The 16,485-nt window shown below is 57.0% G+C and carries 13 protein-coding genes, 1 tRNA gene and 1 pseudogene; 7 read left to right on the top strand and 8 right to left on the bottom strand.

All coding sequences use genetic code 11. From position 1 onward, the window contains the following. Positions 1–79: 79 nt before the first annotated feature. The 6 genes and pseudogenes from recJ to N8E88_RS26380 all read right to left on the bottom strand — a co-directional run bounded on the left by recJ (position 80) and on the right by N8E88_RS26380 (position 7,361). Entirely contained in the window at positions 80–1,870 is a 1,791-nt protein-coding gene (gene recJ, locus N8E88_RS26405; protein WP_262293176.1) for a single-stranded-DNA-specific exonuclease RecJ, read from the bottom strand. A 76-nt stretch (positions 1,871–1,946) separates the two neighbouring features. Continuing rightward, positions 1,947–2,555 carry a hypothetical protein gene (locus N8E88_RS26400; RefSeq protein ID WP_262293175.1) on the bottom strand — a complete coding sequence of 203 codons (609 nt, stop codon included), beginning with the start codon at positions 2,553–2,555 and terminating at the stop codon, positions 1,947–1,949. A 149-nt stretch (positions 2,556–2,704) separates the two neighbouring features. Continuing rightward, positions 2,705–3,694, bottom strand: coding sequence for a class II fructose-bisphosphatase (gene glpX / locus N8E88_RS26395; protein WP_262293174.1), 990 nt, complete (start codon positions 3,692–3,694; stop codon positions 2,705–2,707). Positions 3,695–3,871: 177 nt separating this feature from the next. Further along, positions 3,872–5,189 (bottom strand): annotated as a pseudogene (locus tag N8E88_RS26390) (homoserine dehydrogenase). Positions 5,190–5,405: 216 nt separating this feature from the next. Beyond that, complete coding sequence (locus tag N8E88_RS26385; RefSeq protein WP_262293173.1) at positions 5,406–6,623, bottom strand: LL-diaminopimelate aminotransferase; 1,218 nt, start codon at positions 6,621–6,623, stop codon at positions 5,406–5,408. A gap of 378 nt (positions 6,624–7,001) precedes the next feature. Continuing rightward, a complete protein-coding gene (locus tag N8E88_RS26380; RefSeq protein ID WP_262293172.1) occupies positions 7,002–7,361 on the bottom strand; it encodes a hypothetical protein in 360 nt (119 codons plus the stop codon). 118 nt (positions 7,362–7,479) lie between these two features. Between N8E88_RS26380 and phaC the strand changes: the two genes are divergently transcribed. The 3 genes from phaC (at position 7,480) to N8E88_RS26365 (ending at position 11,082) form a co-directional block, all read left to right on the top strand. After that, complete coding sequence (gene phaC / locus N8E88_RS26375) at positions 7,480–9,300, top strand: class I poly(R)-hydroxyalkanoic acid synthase (protein ID WP_262293171.1); 1,821 nt, start codon at positions 7,480–7,482, stop codon at positions 9,298–9,300. Between the two features lie 249 nt (positions 9,301–9,549). Continuing rightward, a complete protein-coding gene (locus N8E88_RS26370) occupies positions 9,550–10,860 on the top strand; it encodes a YcbK family protein (RefSeq protein WP_262293170.1) in 1,311 nt (436 codons plus the stop codon). 147 nt (positions 10,861–11,007) lie between these two features. After that, positions 11,008–11,082 (top strand) — tRNA-Glu (locus N8E88_RS26365). Between the two features lie 118 nt (positions 11,083–11,200). Here N8E88_RS26365 and N8E88_RS26360 read toward each other — a convergent pair. Continuing rightward, positions 11,201–11,380, bottom strand: coding sequence for a hypothetical protein (locus N8E88_RS26360; protein ID WP_114429004.1), 180 nt, complete (start codon positions 11,378–11,380; stop codon positions 11,201–11,203). Positions 11,381–11,684: 304 nt separating this feature from the next. On the opposite strand from N8E88_RS26360, the gene sfsA reads away from it, so the two are divergent. The 4 genes from sfsA (at position 11,685) to N8E88_RS26340 (ending at position 14,850) form a co-directional block, all read left to right on the top strand. Continuing rightward, a complete protein-coding gene (gene sfsA / locus N8E88_RS26355) occupies positions 11,685–12,386 on the top strand; it encodes a DNA/RNA nuclease SfsA (RefSeq protein ID WP_262295634.1) in 702 nt (233 codons plus the stop codon). Positions 12,387–12,398: 12 nt separating this feature from the next. Continuing rightward, a complete protein-coding gene (map, locus tag N8E88_RS26350; protein WP_262293169.1) occupies positions 12,399–13,229 on the top strand; it encodes a type I methionyl aminopeptidase in 831 nt (276 codons plus the stop codon). A gap of 12 nt (positions 13,230–13,241) precedes the next feature. After that, positions 13,242–14,045, top strand: coding sequence for a RadC family protein (gene radC, locus N8E88_RS26345; RefSeq protein ID WP_315975262.1), 804 nt, complete (start codon positions 13,242–13,244; stop codon positions 14,043–14,045). Positions 14,046–14,130: 85 nt separating this feature from the next. Beyond that, positions 14,131–14,850, top strand: a complete 720-nt coding sequence (locus tag N8E88_RS26340; RefSeq protein WP_262293168.1) for a 3-keto-5-aminohexanoate cleavage protein — start codon at positions 14,131–14,133, stop codon at positions 14,848–14,850. 67 nt (positions 14,851–14,917) lie between these two features. Here N8E88_RS26340 and tig read toward each other — a convergent pair whose 3' ends face one another. Continuing rightward, positions 14,918–16,342, bottom strand: coding sequence for a trigger factor (tig, locus tag N8E88_RS26335; protein WP_262293167.1), 1,425 nt, complete (start codon positions 16,340–16,342; stop codon positions 14,918–14,920). Positions 16,343–16,485: the final 143 nt, after the last annotated feature.

Below are 16,485 nucleotides of genomic sequence, written 5' to 3'. Positions count from 1 at the left end.
GAGGATAAGTTTCGCCGATTCTCAAGAACCTTCGATTCTCACGCAAAAATTTTGAAACTCACACAAGAATTTTCGGATCTCACACGGCTTTTGCAGCGTCGAGGATGCGAAATTGCGTTGTGGTCGAGCCGTTCCAGTGATTGAGCGCAAGGTTCCCCGCCACATGCAGCGACTGGCCTAACTCCTTGAAAAGAAAGTCTCCGAGCGCGCTTCCAACCGCCCGAAACGCTATCGCGTTGATGCGTTTGCCGTCCGCCCCTTCCAGTGTCGCCTTGACATGGCTCGTGCCGACCGTCCTCGCATCTACCAGCCTGTGATGCGGCAAAACCAGCACTGGCTGGGGGTGTCCGGAGCCAAAGGGCCCCGCCCTTTCCATGGTCTCGTAGAGCGGCACGGTCGCCCCGGCAGCACTCAGCGCGCCATCGATGGCAAGCGACGCGTTGCCACGCAGGTGACCGACCATCTCGCTGGCGCTTTCCTCGAAAAACGCCCGTAAAGCTGCCATTTTGCTGCGTTCCACGGTGATTCCAGCCGCCATCGCATGACCACCGCCCTTGACCAGAAGCCCCTGTTCGACGGCGTTCCGTACCAGTTTCCCGAGGTCGAAACCGTTGATCGAACGGCCCGAACCGCTCCCTGTACCGTTGGCGTTGAACGCGATCGCGAAGGTCGGTCGCCGCGTCCGTTCCTTCAGCCGCGCCGCGATCAGACCGACGATGCCGGGGTGCCAATCATCGCTGGCGGTGACCAGAACCGCCGGTCCGGACCCCGCGGAGAGCTCGACCATCGCCTCGGCCTCTGCCTGTTCCAGCATGATGGTTTCCATGGCCTGGCGTTCCTGGTTCAGGCGGTCGAGTTCCTCGGCGATACGCATCGCTTCATTGGGATCGTCGAGGGTCAGCAGCCTTGCACCGAGCCCCGCATCGCCGATACGTCCGCCGGCATTTATGCGCGGACCGACTAAGTACGCGAAATGAAAGGCATTTAACGGCTCGCCAATGCGCGACACCCGTGCCAGCGCGGCGAGGCCGGCATTCTGCTGGGCCCGCGCAACGAGCATACCTTTGACCACGAAAGCGCGGTTTAGGTCTTTTAGCGGTACCACATCGCACACGGTGGCAAGTGCCACGAGGTCGAGCAGCGACAGAAGATCGGGGCCGAGAACGCCCAGGTTGACGTGCTGCTCGCGCAGCACCCGCGACGTCTGCACCAACGTCAGGAACACGACGCCAGCGGCGCAAAGATGGCCCTGCCCGGACAGATCATCCTCGCGATTGGGATTGACAACCGCATGGGCCGCGGCTGGCAGTTCGCCGCCGACCTGATGGTGATCGAGCACCACCACATCCGCACCGGCATCCTTGGCCGCCGCGATCGCCGCCGCACTGTTGGTGCCACAATCCACGGTGACGATCAGTGACGCCTGTCCCGCCAGTTCCTGCATGGCAGCAGCATTGGGGCCATAACCTTCGAAAATCCGGTCCGGGATGTAAATCCGGTTGGCAATGCCATAATGGGTGAGAAAACGCGACATAATCGCTGAAGAACAGGCGCCATCCACGTCATAATCGCCGAAAATAGCGACCTTCTCGCGGGCCGCGATCGCTCTGGCGATGCGCTCGGCAGCCTTGTTCATGTCGGTCAGCGAAGCCGGATCAGGCATGAGGCTCTTGATAGTCGGCTCCATGAAGGCAACCGCCTCGTCCAGCCCGACACCCCGGCCTGCCAAAACCCGCGTCACCAAGTCCGGAAAACCGTGGTTTTGCGCCATCGCCAGCGCGATATTGGCTTCGCGTTGCTGCAGCCGGTCGATCCATTTCAGACCGGTTGCCGATTGTTCAACGCCGAGGAAAAGCCGTTCAGGAACCATCGCTCCGGTTAATCACTCGGCGGCAATGAATGCAATGCTTCGAAAGGCCTATCCAACGGCTTTTACTGGTGCTTACTCAATTCCCGGGTGGCAGTGCGAGGGAACTCACGGTGGAAGCGACAGACGACGCAAAGTCCGTGAGCTGGCGGTCGACGAGTTCCTTGGAACTCAGCCTGTAGTTGATGACGGGTTGGATAAGCAGATAGCGGCCAAGAACCCCCGTAGCGCAGACCAAAAAATCATCCTTTTTCTGTGGATCGTCGGAACTGACACAGGCCATGGCCCGGTTGCCGTAGCTGACGTTCGTCCGCTGCGCGATCTGACCTGGCTGGGTGCTATGGTATTGAAAAGCCTGATCGAGAAGGCTGCGCACCACGGGATCGTCCGGTCCGTCCCTGACCGGATAGATGCCAGGCACATTGCTGGCCCTTACACCATTGATCGATACGATGGCACGAGCATCCAGCCCGCCATATTCGATTGTCGCACTGAAATTCTGCGGATCGCTGGTGCGGCTGATTACGGTGAATGGACCGGATGTGTCGGGCAGACTGATCAGAATATCCCCGGAACGATAACCTTGAATAAGGTCAGGATCGGCTTCCTGCGCATGGAGTGCCGAGAACTCTGTCGAACCCACGGCGATCAACAAGGCGCAACCGGCTATTCTGTGCTGGATATTCATGGTTGTCCCGCCCGAATGAATTCCTCTAAGAGCAAAATAGCAAAAATCCTGTCGTTCCAACAGGGTACAGAGATATTTGTCAGTAAACAGCCTTAAAATAAAACTGCCGGCTCTTTCGAACCGGCAGCCGAGCCCATCGAACGATGGTTCTACAGGAACTTCGCCATATCCTGATGCTTCGCCTTGATTTCGCGCACCGTTTGCGAATGGGAACGCATGACTACAGTGTGGGTCTCAATGTAGTTTCGGGCAAATTTCACGCCGGACAACATATTGCCATCGGTAACACCCGTTGCGGCAAACAGTACGTCACCCTTGGCCATCTCTTCCATTGTGTAGACCTTCTTGGGATCGCTGATGCCCATCTTGGCGGCACGGGCGATCTTGTCGTCGCTATTCAGCTGCAGGCGCCCCTGCATCTGACCACCGATGCAACGCAAGGCAGCAGCCGCGAGCACCCCCTCCGGCGCACCACCGATGCCGATATAGATATCGATGCCGGTTTCGTCGGGATCGGTCGTGTGGATGACGCCAGCCACGTCGCCATCGCCGATCAGGCGGATGGCTGCACCGGTCGCACGCACTTCCTCGATCAGCCGCGCATGACGCGGCCGATCCATGATGCATGCTGTGATTTCATTGATCGGCACGCCCTTGGCCTTGGCCACAGCCATGATGTTTTCGATAGCAGGCGCGTCGAGATTGATGATACCGGCGGGATAGCCGGGTCCGACGGCGATCTTTTCCATGTAGACGTCGGGTGCGTAGAGAAGGTTACCCTTTTCGGCAATGGCAATAACGGCGAGCGAGTTGGGCAGGTTCTTGGCGCAGATTGTCGTGCCTTCCAGTGGATCGAGCGCGATATCGACTTCCGGTCCATTGCGCGTACCGACTTCCTCGCCAATGTAAAGCATCGGCGCTTCGTCGCGCTCGCCCTCGCCGATTACGACTGTGCCTGATATCGGCAGGCGATTGAGTTCCTGGCGCATCGCATCAACGGCCGCCTGATCCGCCGCCATCTCGTCGCCACGTCCGCGCAGACGTGCTGCAGCAACTGCCGCCCGTTCGGTTACGCGCACGAGTTCGAGCGTCAAGATGCGGTCGAGACCCGCTTCATTCTGGTCGGTGGTTTTCAGCATAGTAATCCCTGCGTTGGTGTGGACCTGCCATACTCCGGACGAATACGGCCTTCCATAGCATTGCTATGCAAACCTTTTGTCAAAGTCGAAACGCAGCGGCAAGACCTGCGCGACAAGAAAACGGCATTGCCGAAAAAGCTAATCGATTAAACGCTGTAGCTGAAGTTTTTACCAGCTTCAGCCCGCCCGCTCGATGCGGATCATCTGAGGTTTGTCGGTCGCATGCCCATCCTTGACTATACCTTCGAGCGCCTTTTTCACCGCAGCCTCGGTCGTCTCGTGCGTCACGAGAATAACTGTTTTCGTCGCTTCCGGCTGGTCGGTGGCGCTCTGCCGCTGAACAATCGATTCAAGCGAAATGTCATTGTCGGCCATGCGTTTGGCGATGGCGGCGAACACACCGGCCCGGTCGTGTACGGTCAGGCGGATAAAGTAACCACCTTCATGCGCACGCATCTTGGCGCGTTTATACGGCGCAAGCGCTTTGGCCGGCGTTCCAAACACCGGCCCATGCTGGAAGCCCGGCCGGCTTTTCGCAATATCAGCGAGATCACCGATGACGGCGGACGCCGTTGCCGCACCACCCGCCCCAGGCCCGGATAGAAGCAATTCGCCCAGAAGATCGGTCTCGATCGCGACCGCATTGGTGACGCCGTGCACCTGCGCGATGACCGATCTCGACCGGCACCATCGTTGGATGCACCCGCTGTTCGATACCGCTCTCGGTCATGAGCGCTACGCCCAAAAGCTTGATGCGATAGCCGAGTTCGTCGGCCGCCTTGATATCGGCCAGCGAAATATTGCTGATACCTTCGAGATAGATATCGTCGGCCGCAATTTGCGTACCGAAAGCGAGACTGGTCAGGATCGCAAGCTTGTGCGCCGTGTCGTTGCCTTCGATGTCGAAGGTCGGATCAGCCTCCGCATAGCCGAGGCGCTGCGCATCGGCGAGGCAATCCTCGAAGGAAATTCCCTCGTCCCACATCCTCGTCAGGATATAATTGCAGGTGCCGTTCATGATGCCATAAACGCGTGAAACCGTATTGCCTGTCAGGGATTCGCGCAAAGCCTTGATCACCGGGATACCGCCGGCAACCGCCGCTTCGAAATTCAGGAGCACACCCTTGTCTTCCGCAATCTTCGCAAGCGAAACGCCGTGCTTGGCGAGAAGGGCTTTGTTGGCGGTGACGACGTGCCGACCGGACCGCAGCGCGGCTTCGACCGAGGCGCGCGCTGGTCCTTCGTCGCCGCCGATCAGTTCTATGAAAACGTCGATATTGTTGGACTTGGCCAGCGCAACGGGATCATCGAACCAGGTCGCTGACGAGAAATCGACGCCGCGATCGCGCTTTGGATCGCGCGCCGATACGGCAGTGACGATGATTTCCTTGCCGCACTGACGAGTGAGCATTTCACCCTTGTCACGCAATATTTTCAAAACCGAGGCACCAACAGTACCCAGTCCGGCGATTCCCACGCGCAGCGCTTCACTCATTATTCAAATTCCCTGAATTTTCATTGAGACGGCGCCGAAAGGCGCCGAAAATTTCAGTGCCAGCAACCCGCTGGGAGCTCGTTTTGAAAGTCGCTGCGGCGAGTCAGATGGCGTGGTTTTCGAGAACCGGAGCGCAGCGTACATAAAGTACGTGAGCACCGGAAGCGCAGAAAATCGCGTCAGATGGCCGCCGCAGTAGAGTTTCAACACGGGCTCTTAGCGATGCGCATTCAACGAAATAACGTTATGCAATTTCTCTTCCGCGGTTGAAAGAAACCGCTTGAGATTGCGGGCGGCCTGACGAATGCGATGCTCATTCTCGACAAGCGCAACGCGGATATAATCATCGCCGTGCTCACCGAAGCCGATGCCAGGCGCGACGGCGACATCGGCATGTTCGATCAGGAGCTTGGAGAACTCCAGCGAACCGAGGCTGCGGAACTTCTCCGGGATAGGTGCCCAGGCGAACATGGTCGCAGCTGGTGCGGGTATATCCCAGCCGGCACGGCCAAAGCTCTCCACCAGCACGTCGCGGCGATGCCTGTAAACATTGCGCACCTCCGCGATATCCGAGCCGTCGCCATTCAATGCCGAGGCAGCTGCAACCTGGATAGGCGTGAACGCGCCATAGTCGAGATAGGATTTGACGCGGGTCAGCGCCGAAATCAGCCGCTCGTTGCCGACCGCAAATCCCATGCGCCAACCGGGCATGGAGAAGGTCTTGGACATGGAGGTGAATTCAACCGCGACGTCGATCGCGCCGGGAACCTGCAAGATGGAGGGAGGTGGCACACCGTCGAAATAGATTTCCGAATAGGCCAGATCCGACAGAATGATGATCTCATTCTTGCGGGCAAATGCCACCACATCCTTGTAGAAATCCAGCGACGCAACATGCGCGGTCGGATTGGACGGATAGTTCAGAATCAGCGCCAAAGGCTTCGGAATGGAATGGCGGACACCGCGCTCCAGTGCCGGAATGAATTGGTCATCGGGCAGTGCGGGGATCGAGCGGACGACACCGCCCGACATGATGAAGCCGAAAGCATGAATGGGATAAGTCGGGTCCGGGCAAAGCACCACATCGCCGGGAGCGGTGATGGCCTGCGCCATATTGGCAAAGCCCTCCTTCGAGCCCAGCGTCGCAACGACTTGCGTGTCGGGATTGAGCTTGACGCCGAACCGGCGGTCGTAATAGGCCGCCTGCGCGCGGCGCAAACCCGGGATACCCTTTGACGACGAATAACGATGCGTGCGCGGATCCTGGACAGCTTCGCACAGCTTGTCGACGATACTCTGTGGTGTCGGCAGATCCGGATTGCCCATGCCGAGATCGATAATGTCCGCACCCGCCGCTCGCGCGCTTGCCTTCAGGCGATTGACCTGTTCGAAAACGTAAGGTGGCAGGCGGCGAACTTTATGAAATTCTTCCATAGGGTTGGGTCCGGTTAAAAGGGTTCGTTATGGGCGTGCGCTATACACCGAAACAACACGAGGGTCGAGCAATCATTGCGGGTATCTGGTCTATAGCTCAGGTTTTGAGGGCGTGGATTTTGCCGGATGGCAATGCTGCTGTGCGTGGTTCGCCCTTCGACAAGCTCAGGATGAGGCTCACCATGAGGGAGTTGGGTGGGCTGCACGACAACCGGCGGCGTCGAGACAGGCATCAACGTTGCTGCTTCTGGCTCGCTGCAATCAACCCACGTCCCTCATGGTGAGCTTGTCGAACCACGCACAGCGGCAATGCCATCCGGAAAAGAAGGCCAACTTATCCGCGATTTCCGCATGATCCAGCGTGCAAGTGAAACGAGATCACTGGGGCGTGGACGACGACTTGCCCTCAATCTCCTTCAGATCAGCTTCCTGCTGTTTTTTCAGCAGTTGCATGTCGGCTTGCCTGCGGGCTGCGACAGCGGGATCCGAGGACGGGCCGGCTTGTCCAGACTTGGCGACCGAAAGCCTTGATCGCAGCGCATTCTTTTCTTCCGGCGTGAACTGAGTGGTCTCGCCTTTTGGATCAGGTGTGAAATGGGGATAGGCACCGGTATTCACAGGCCCGGTCAGAGGCGAATTGGACATGGGCGCCGGGGCCGGACTGGCGCAGGCACCAAGGCCGGCAATGAGAATGGCGCCAACAGAAAAGCGCATAATGTTTTTGAGCGAAATGTTCATTATGTGTCCTGACTGCGAAAAACGATTTCATCATTGTCGTAACAATTGCACTTTAGAGGGATAGCACCGATTTGTGATATGATGTCAATATCGCGCATCGACGGGAGGAAGCGACTGCATGGATAATCAAGGCGATAAGAGCGGCAAGACCCCGAACCTTGATAACTATGTCGTCAAGGATCCGGAAGCTTTTGCGCGCAATGTCGCCCATATGATCGAGCAGGCTGGAAAGGCGGCTTCCGCCTGGGTCGAACCGCGCGAAAAAGGCCTGAAGCGTGACACGCTCGCCGATCCCATCACGGACGTGGTGAAGACACTTTCAAAAGTCTCGGAATATTGGCTGTCCGAGCCGGCCCGCGCCCTTGAAGCGCAGACCAAACTTTTTTCAAGCTATATGGTGATCTGGTCGAATTCCATTCGCCGCATGAGCGGGGAAGAGGTGGAGGACATTGTCACACCAGACAAGGGTGACAAGCGTTTCGCCGATGAAGACTGGGGCAAGAATGCCTTTTTCGATTTTCTCAAGCAGGCCTATCTCGTTACAGCGCGTTGGGCGGGGGATCTTGTCGAAAACGCCGAAGGACTCGACGATCATACGCGGCACAAGGCGGCATTTTACGTCAAGCAAATCACCACGGCGGCGTCGCCGAGCAACTTTCTCCTGACCAACCCGGAGCTTTACAAGGAAACCGTCGCCAGTAATGGCGAAAATCTCGTTCGCGGCATGAAGATGCTGGCCGAAGACATCGTCGCCGGAGGCGGCGACCTTCGCCTGCGTCAGTCCGACCTTACGAAGTTTGCACTCGGCGACAATGTCGCCACCACTCCGGGCAAGGTTATCGCCCGCAGCGAAGTCGCGGAGATCATCCAGTACGAGCCAGCCACAAAAGAGGTGTTCAAGCGCCCTCTCCTGATTTGCCCGCCATGGATCAACAAATTCTACATTCTCGATCTGAACCCCGAGAAATCCTTTATCAAATGGGCGGTGGAACACGGCCACACGGTGTTCGTGATTTCGTGGGTCAATCCCGACCATCGCCACGCCATGAAGGACTGGACAGCCTATATCAATGAAGGCTTGCGTTTTGGGCTCGATACGGTCGAGAAAGCCACGGGTGAAAAAGCCGTGAATGCCATCGGCTACTGCGTTGGCGGAACACTCTTGAGCGCTGCCCTCGCCCTCTTTGCCAAGGAAGGCGAAGAGCGAATCAAGAGTGCCACCCTTTTTACGACGCAGGTGGATTTCACTCATGCCGGCGATCTCAAGGTCTTCGTCGACGAAGATCAAATCCAGGCGCTGGAAAAAGCAATGTCGGCGGAAGGCTACCTGGACGGAACGCGCATGGCGACGGCCTTCAACATGCTCCGCTCCGGCGACCTGATATGGCCCTATGTGGTCAACAATTATATGCGCGGCCGTGATCCCGTGCCGTTTGACCTGCTCTACTGGAACGCCGATGCCACAAGGATGAGCGCGGCAAACCATTCTTACTATCTGCGCAATTGCTATCTCGACAACAATCTCGTGCGTGGCATGATGCAGCTCGCTGGAGAGAATCTCTCGCTCGCCGATGTCAAAATCCCGATCTATAATCTCGCGGCCAAGGAAGATCATATCGCCCCCGCACTTTCCGTGTTCACGGGCTGTCGCTATTTCGGCGGGGATATCACCTATGTCATGTCGGGTTCAGGTCATATAGCGGGCGTCGTCAATCCGCCTGCCAAGAACAAGTATCAATATTGGACCGGCGGCAAGCCAATCGGCGCATTCGATGAATGGCTGGCAAAGGCGAAAGAACATCCCGGTTCCTGGTGGAATCATTGGGAGAAATGGATCGAAGCGCAGGATGGTGCACGCGTTCCCGCACGCAAACCGGGCGAAAATCATATGGAGATTCTCGCCGAAGCGCCCGGAACATATGTCCGCGTGCGTGTTTAAAGCAGTCGATTTGTGACCGTGGAAAACCCTAAAGAACACGTAAGGACAATGGCGAGAAAGTGGCCAATCACGTTTTCGCCTCATTCTACCTATACTTGATACCTTGTGCATATGACAAAAGTTCATTAACTCTGGCGACTCTCTGCCGGTGTTATTTGCACTTCAATAGAACTTCGCGAGCTTTCTGCTCTTATAAAAGCGGACCGGACTGAACACTACACGGCCGGAAAAGACGAGACGGGGGAATCGTTGAAATTACTGCCAGCTTCAGTTTATGGCCTTCGGGCGAGTACGGTTGCATGCGTCATTGTGCTTTCCGCCATGACTGCTACATCGTGCACCTCGACGGTCTCAAGCCCCGGTGCTACTGCTGCCCTGGCTCCCTCCAGCGATGCCACAACACACACGACCGAGAGCGCGATGCCGTCCGGCGGCACCCAAGCGATAACCCCCGAAGCATTGGCTCTGGCCGGGAGCGCTGAGCCAAATGCTCTTCAGGCCATAAGTCAAACCGCCAAACCTACAAATGGCAAGGCGTTGCCAGTTACGGCTGCTACAGAAGCCCAGAAAAACGCAGAACAGCAAACCGCGGCCACAGCTGCTCCGACACAGGCGGCGCCCGTCAAAACATCACTTTTCGGTTCGAGCACTCCTGCCAATACTGGAGAGACGCAGGTTGCAAGCGCGGCAACAGCTGCAGCGCCCGTCAAGACGTCGCTGTTTGGAAATCCGATGCGGGGCGAAGGCGACATTCAGCCGAAAAAAACCCAGCAGCAAGCTGCAGAGGTTCCGGCAGCTGATGCAGACAAGACCGCAGCCAAGACTGATGCTCCCGCATCCCCGGAGCAAGGCATTGCACCTGAAACGACGCGTCCGGCGACGGCCGCAAAGAACAATGGCGCGCTCATGCGGCTGTTCTCCAATAATCTTTCGAAGCCGGCCGGAAAGCGCCTGGTCGCCGTCATTGAACCAAAATCGCGACCGAAACTGCGAGCAGTCGATACGCCGGTCGAGACAGCATCAGCACTGCCCGCTGCCAGCTCTTTCGCCAACCAGACCCAATATGTGTCATCCTCACTCCCGGGCGTGCGGCCCAATGCGGGCATCCAGATCATGCAGCGCGACAGTCTTTATGACGATGACGATGTTGAAGCCGCGGCAGCTCCAGTGATCCTTGCTTCGGCCGCGGGCCTCGCTCGTCTCGCGCCCAACGGTCTCAAGGTTCAGCGCGAAAATGTCCAGGTTGCCTGCCTGAAGCCGCAACTCGTCGGCATGCTCAAATCAATCGAACGCAGATACGGCAAGTCCGTGATTGTGACGTCGGGCTATCGTAGCCCGCCCTACAACCGGCTTGTTAACGGCGCGAAGGCGTCGCTGCACATGTCTTGCGCTGCAGCAGACATACAAGTCCCCGGGGTTTCCAAGTGGGAATTGGCCAATTTCGCCCGCTCGATGGCCGGACGAGGCGGTGTCGGTACCTATTGTCACACCGAATCAGTTCACGTCGATATTGGACCAACCCGGGATTGGAACTGGCGCTGTACACGCAGGGCTGGCTGAGCATTCAGCACAAAATGCTGTCCCCGCAGGGTCGCAGGGCACCAACGCTGGTTGATCGATGGCCACAAACTGCACTTTTTCGAAAAAAGAACGCTTTATGGGCTTGCGGCGCAAAAACTGTTTCACTATAAGCCGCTTAACCGAGCGGCGCCCATCGTCTAGCGGTTAGGACGGCGCCCTTTCACGGCGCAAACAGGGGTTCGATTCCCCTTGGGCGTACCAGGTTTTTTCTCGAAAATTCAATTGCTTGCTTGCAAAAGCTCTCATCCCGCGATGTTTGCTTGCAACAGAAAACGGCCAACTCCGGGTGAGCTGGCCGTCTGATTTGTTGCGGACCGCGCTAGTTGGCGGGTGCTGGCTTTGCCGGATCCGGGGCGGGAGTTGTCGGTGCTGGAGCTGGTGTTGTGGGTTCGGTTGTCGTTGCCGGCGGGGTCGTTGTGGTTTCAGCCGGCTTGTCGTTACAACCCGCCAATGTGAATGCAGCGAGAGCAACAAACGGTAGGAAAAACTTGAGTTTCATCACGTCTCCTCCTGATGAGTTTCGTCCCTCCGCGTAGCATGTGACACTCTTGCGGATTAGAACAGCCCGGTAATTTCAAGCTTTGTCACCGCCTGTTAGACAAAGTTATGAGACCCGAATCAGGAGTCTGACCTATTATCTTGGTACTGCCACATTGATTTGCGGCAGCAGGGTCCAGTTCAACCTCCAAGCTGGCCCGATTCTCCCACCCCAGAGCAAACTCAACCTGCCTTTCAGAGGCAGGTTTTTTTATATGCTGTGCCAGCATGTTGTCGCGGTCCATCATCTCGGTTACATCCTTGGCATGATATTTTCTTCCCCTCTCGTCACCGGCCGGCTGGTACAACGCTACAAGCGTTTTCTCGCTGACATTATTCTGGACGACGGCAATCCGGTCACCAGTTCCGTGCCCAATACCGGCTCCATGTTGGGCCTGACGGACCCGGGCATCAGGGTGTGGTTGTCGATTTCGGACGGGCTGAAACGCAAATATCCACACACTTTGCAGCTGGTCGAGACGCAAGGCATCATGGTTGGCATCAATACGGGCCTGCCAAACCGCATTGCCGAAGAAGCGATTCTGTCGGGCCTCCTGCCCTCATTGAGCAGCTATGCGGAGCTCCGACGCGAGCAAAAATATGGCTCGAATTCGCGCATCGATATCCTCTTGCGTGACCCGGATCGGCCTGACGCTTATGTCGAGGTCAAGAACGTGCATTTTTCAAGGTCCGCCGGACTTGCAGAATTTCCCGATTCCCCAACCGCACGAGGCGCAAAACATCTGGATGAGCTTGGCAACATGGTTGAAAACGGTCATCGTGGTGTCATGCTCTACGTCATCCAGCGCGGAGACTGCGAACGTTTGAAAATTTGCGGCGATCTTGATCCAGTTTATGCGGCGGCGTTTGAACGGGCGATGCGGCGCGGGGTTGAAGCTTACGCAGTAAAATGCCACATCACACCCACGGGCATCGCTGCTATCAGCACGATGCCAATTATCGATTGACGCGGAACGAATATGGTTACCTATCTCGACGCACAGAGCGCGCCCTTGAAAAATACCGGGCAGATCCGGCTTCACGGCCCGGAAGGGTTTGAGGCCATGCGCAAGGCTTGCCTGTTGACCGCACGCTGCCTGGATGAGCTCGCGTCCATCGTTGCGCCGGGTGTCACGACCAACACCATCGATCGTTTTGTCTTCGATTTCGGTGCGGATCATGGCGCTCTGCCTGCCACGCTCAATTATCGCGGTTATACGAAGTCGAGCTGCACCTCGATCAATCACGTCGTCTGCCATGGCATCCCCGACGACAAGCCGCTGCGGGAAGGCGATATCGTCAATATCGACGTGACCTATATACTCGATGGCTGGCACGGCGATTCCAGCCGCATGTACCCGGTTGGTGAAATCAAGCGCGCGGCCGAGCGCCTGATGGAAGTCACGCATGAGAGCTTGATGCGCGGCATTGCAGCCGTGCGTCCCGGTGCGCGAACCGGCGCTATTGGCGCAGCTATCCAGGCCTATGCGGAATCAGAACGTTGCTCGGTCGTGCGGGATTTCTGTGGCCATGGCGTTGGTCGGCTTTTCCACGATGCGCCGAACATTCTGCATTACGGCACGCCGAATGAAGGCGTCGAACTGCGCGAGGGCATGATCTTCACCATCGAGCCGATGATCAATCTCGGCCGTCCGCATGTGAAAGTGCTCGCCGATGGCTGGACAGCCGTTACGCGCGATCGCTCGCTTACCGCGCAATATGAGCATACGGTCGGTGTCACCAAGGACGGCTGCGAGGTTTTCACCCTGTCTCCTGCCGGCCTGTTCGCGCCGGGCCTCAAGCTCGAATAGGATGGTAGCTCAATGAGCGAAGAAAAGCCGGAACAGACTTTCTTCTTCAACGAGCCCTCCGCAAAACTCTCCCCCAAACAACCACCCGTTGCAGCCGGTAGCGTCGTCCGCAACGCCGAGCAGAAGAGCGATGCTGACGAGGAGCTTCCGCATTACCATGGGCACCGCGAGCGGATAAGGCAGCGGTTTCAAAAAGTCGGGCATGCGGGATTTGCCGACTATGAGATGCTGGAAATATTGCTGTACCGCTCGATCAAGCAAGGCGATACGAAGCCCTTGGCCAAGGCCCTCCTTGCCCGCTTCGGATCACTGGCAGAGGTTCTTGGCGCTCCAGAACATCTTTTGCGCGAGGTGAAGGGGTGCGGTCCTGCCGTTACCTTCGACCTCAAGCTCGTCGCCGCGCTAACCCACCGCGTGATCCGCAGCGACATTCGCGAAAAGACGGTGTTGAGCTCATGGAGCAAGGTCATGGATTATTGCGTCGCGGCGATGGCATTTGAGTCGCGCGAACAATTTCGCATCCTGTTTCTGGACAAGAAAAATGCGTTGATCGCCGATGAAGTCCAACAAGTCGGGACGGTGGACCATACCCCGGTCTATCCGCGCGAGGTGATTGCGCGGGCGCTGCAACTGGCTGCCAGTGGCATCATCCTCGCGCACAACCACCCTTCCGGTGACCCTACCCCCTCAAAAGCCGATATCGAAATGACGAGGACGATCGCCAATATCGGAGCACAGATGGGTATTGTCGTGCATGATCACATCATCATCGGCAAGAACGGTCATGCCAGCCTGAAGGGCCTCAAACTTTTCTGAGACAACCGCAAACGCGATCAAAAATGTGCGGTCAGTACGAATTCCGCTATGATAATCCCGGCGAGATCTCATCGGAGTGCAAATCATGCTGCAAGCCTGTTTGAACGGCGGACGAACCCGGGACTTTCATGCTGCAGTCCCTTTTACCGCGGCAGAACTCGCCCAGGATGCGGCGCAAAGTGTTGCTGCTGGCGCACAGGAACTTCATGTACACCCGCGCGGTGCGGATGGTGCCGAGAGCCTAGAGCCCGATGATGTCGCAGAGGCAATTCTGGCAATCCGTACCATCGTCCCCGGTGTTCCCGTCGGACTATCCACCCACTGGCGCATTCCGCCTGGTGGCAAGGCCCGGCAAAGTCCGATCGAGCAATGGACTGTGCTGCCGGATTACGTTTCCATCAATCTCGTTGAGGAGGACGCAGCGGAGATGATCTCGCTCGTCCTGGGTAAAGGCATGGGCGTCGAAGCGGGCCTGTGGTCTGTGAGCGACGCGGAACGCTTTATCGGGCTGCCAGACGCTGCGAAATGCCTGCGCATTTTGATCGAAATCAATGAACAGGAGGCTCAAGAAAGTCTCGCCGCCGCGACCGGAATTATATCCGTTCTCGAGCACGCCGATTTTACGCTTCCAATTCTGTTGCATGGCGATGAAGCCAGTGTATGGCCGATGTTCAGGGAAGCAATGGCGCGCGGCTATGACAGCCGCATTGGCCTCGAGGACGGCAGGCTACTGCCTTCGGGGACGAAGGCAGCCGATAACGCTGATATTGTCCGCGCAGCTGTTTTGCTGGCACGGGTCTATTGAACTGTCGGCGTAACCACACTAACAAAAAGGCCGCTCGAAGCGGCCTTTTCCTTAATCAAACTGAAGCTTATGCCTCGTCGTCTGTCTTCTTCTTGGCGGCCTTTTTCGGCGCTGCTTTCTTGGCTGGCTTCTTGGCTTCATCCGACTTGGCGTCAGCCTCGTCATCGGCCATCAAAGCTTCCTTGGTCACCTTCTTGTCAGTGACATTGATGTTCGACAAAAGGTGGTCGACAACCTTTTCCTCGAAGATCGGAGCACGCAGATTGTTGACTGCTTCCGGCGTCTTGCGGAAGAATTCATAGATCTGCTGTTCCTGACCGGGATACTGGCGAACCTGATCATAAACAGCGCGCTGCAACTCATCTTCAGTGACTTCGATACCAGCCTTGTTGCCAATTTCGGAGAGTACGAGACCGAGACGAACGCGGCGTTCAGCCAGCTTGCGATACTCGTCGCGAGCTTCTTCTTCCGTCGTGTCTTCGTCTTCGAAGGTCTTGCCGGCTTCCTGCAGGTCGTGGCCGATCTGTGCCCAGATATTGTTGAACTCGGCATTGACCAGACGTTCTGGCGACTCGAACTGATATTCGCTGTCGAGCGCATCGAGTATCTGGCGCTTCACCTTTTGACGCGTGAACTTGCCGTACTGGCTTTCGATCTGCTCGCGGATTACCTGACGCAGGCGGTCGGCGCTCTCGATGCCAAGCTTCTTGGCAGTCTCGTCATTGATTTCGAGTTCGCCCGGCTTGGCAACTTCCTTGACGGTTACGTCGAAGGTTGCATCCTTGCCGGCAAGATGAGCTGCCTGGTATTCGGCCGGGAACGTAACCTTGATCTGCTTTTCATCGCCGGCCTTGGTGCCGATCAACTGATCTTCGAAGCCCGGAATGAACTGGCCGGAACCGAGAACCAGCGTCGCATCGCTGTCCGCGCCACCATCGAAAGGAACATCGTCGACCTTGCCGAGGTAATCCATGGTGATGCGGTCGCCGCTTTCAGCTTTGCCCTTCTTCGTCTCGAAGGTCTGGGCAGAACTCGCAACGCGCTTGACCTGCTCTTCGACTTCCTCATCGGAGACATCGACGACTTCGCGCGTGACATTGATCTTGGAAGTATCCTTGATCTCGATGGCAGGCAGAACTTCATAATTCAAAGAGAATTCGAAATCGGCCTGACCGCTCAATACCTCGTCCGCTTCCTTTTCATCCTCGGTCATGACGACCTCAGGCTGGGTAGCCGACTTTTCATTGCGCTCGGCAAGGATCGTGCGTGAAGAATCGCTCAAAATCTCGTTGACGACTTCAGCCATGAATGACTTGCCGTACATCTTGCGCAGGTGCGCCATCGGCACTTTGCCTGGACGGAAACCATTGATGCGCGCTTTTGCGCTGGCGCCTTGTAGGCGTTCGGAAAGCTTTGCTTCCAGATCCTTGGCCGGAACAACGACCTTGATCTCGCGCTTCAGCCCTTCATTGAGCGTTTCAGTAACCTGCATGTCCAAACCTTCACTTTTTTAACATTCGTCCCGCCGTCACCGGCTCTTTCGCCAAATTGCGGGAGAAAAACTCATGCCGTCGTGGCTTCTGGTTCGGATGGAGTGAGCCAAGCTCTACCATCCGCGTTGATTTTATTGGTTTA

This window comes from Phyllobacterium zundukense (assembly GCF_025452195.1).
Taxonomy (GTDB): Bacteria; Pseudomonadota; Alphaproteobacteria; order Rhizobiales; family Rhizobiaceae; genus Phyllobacterium; species Phyllobacterium zundukense_A.
Note: the sequence above shows the minus strand (reverse complement) of the source record. Positions and strands in the feature narration are given on the sequence as shown.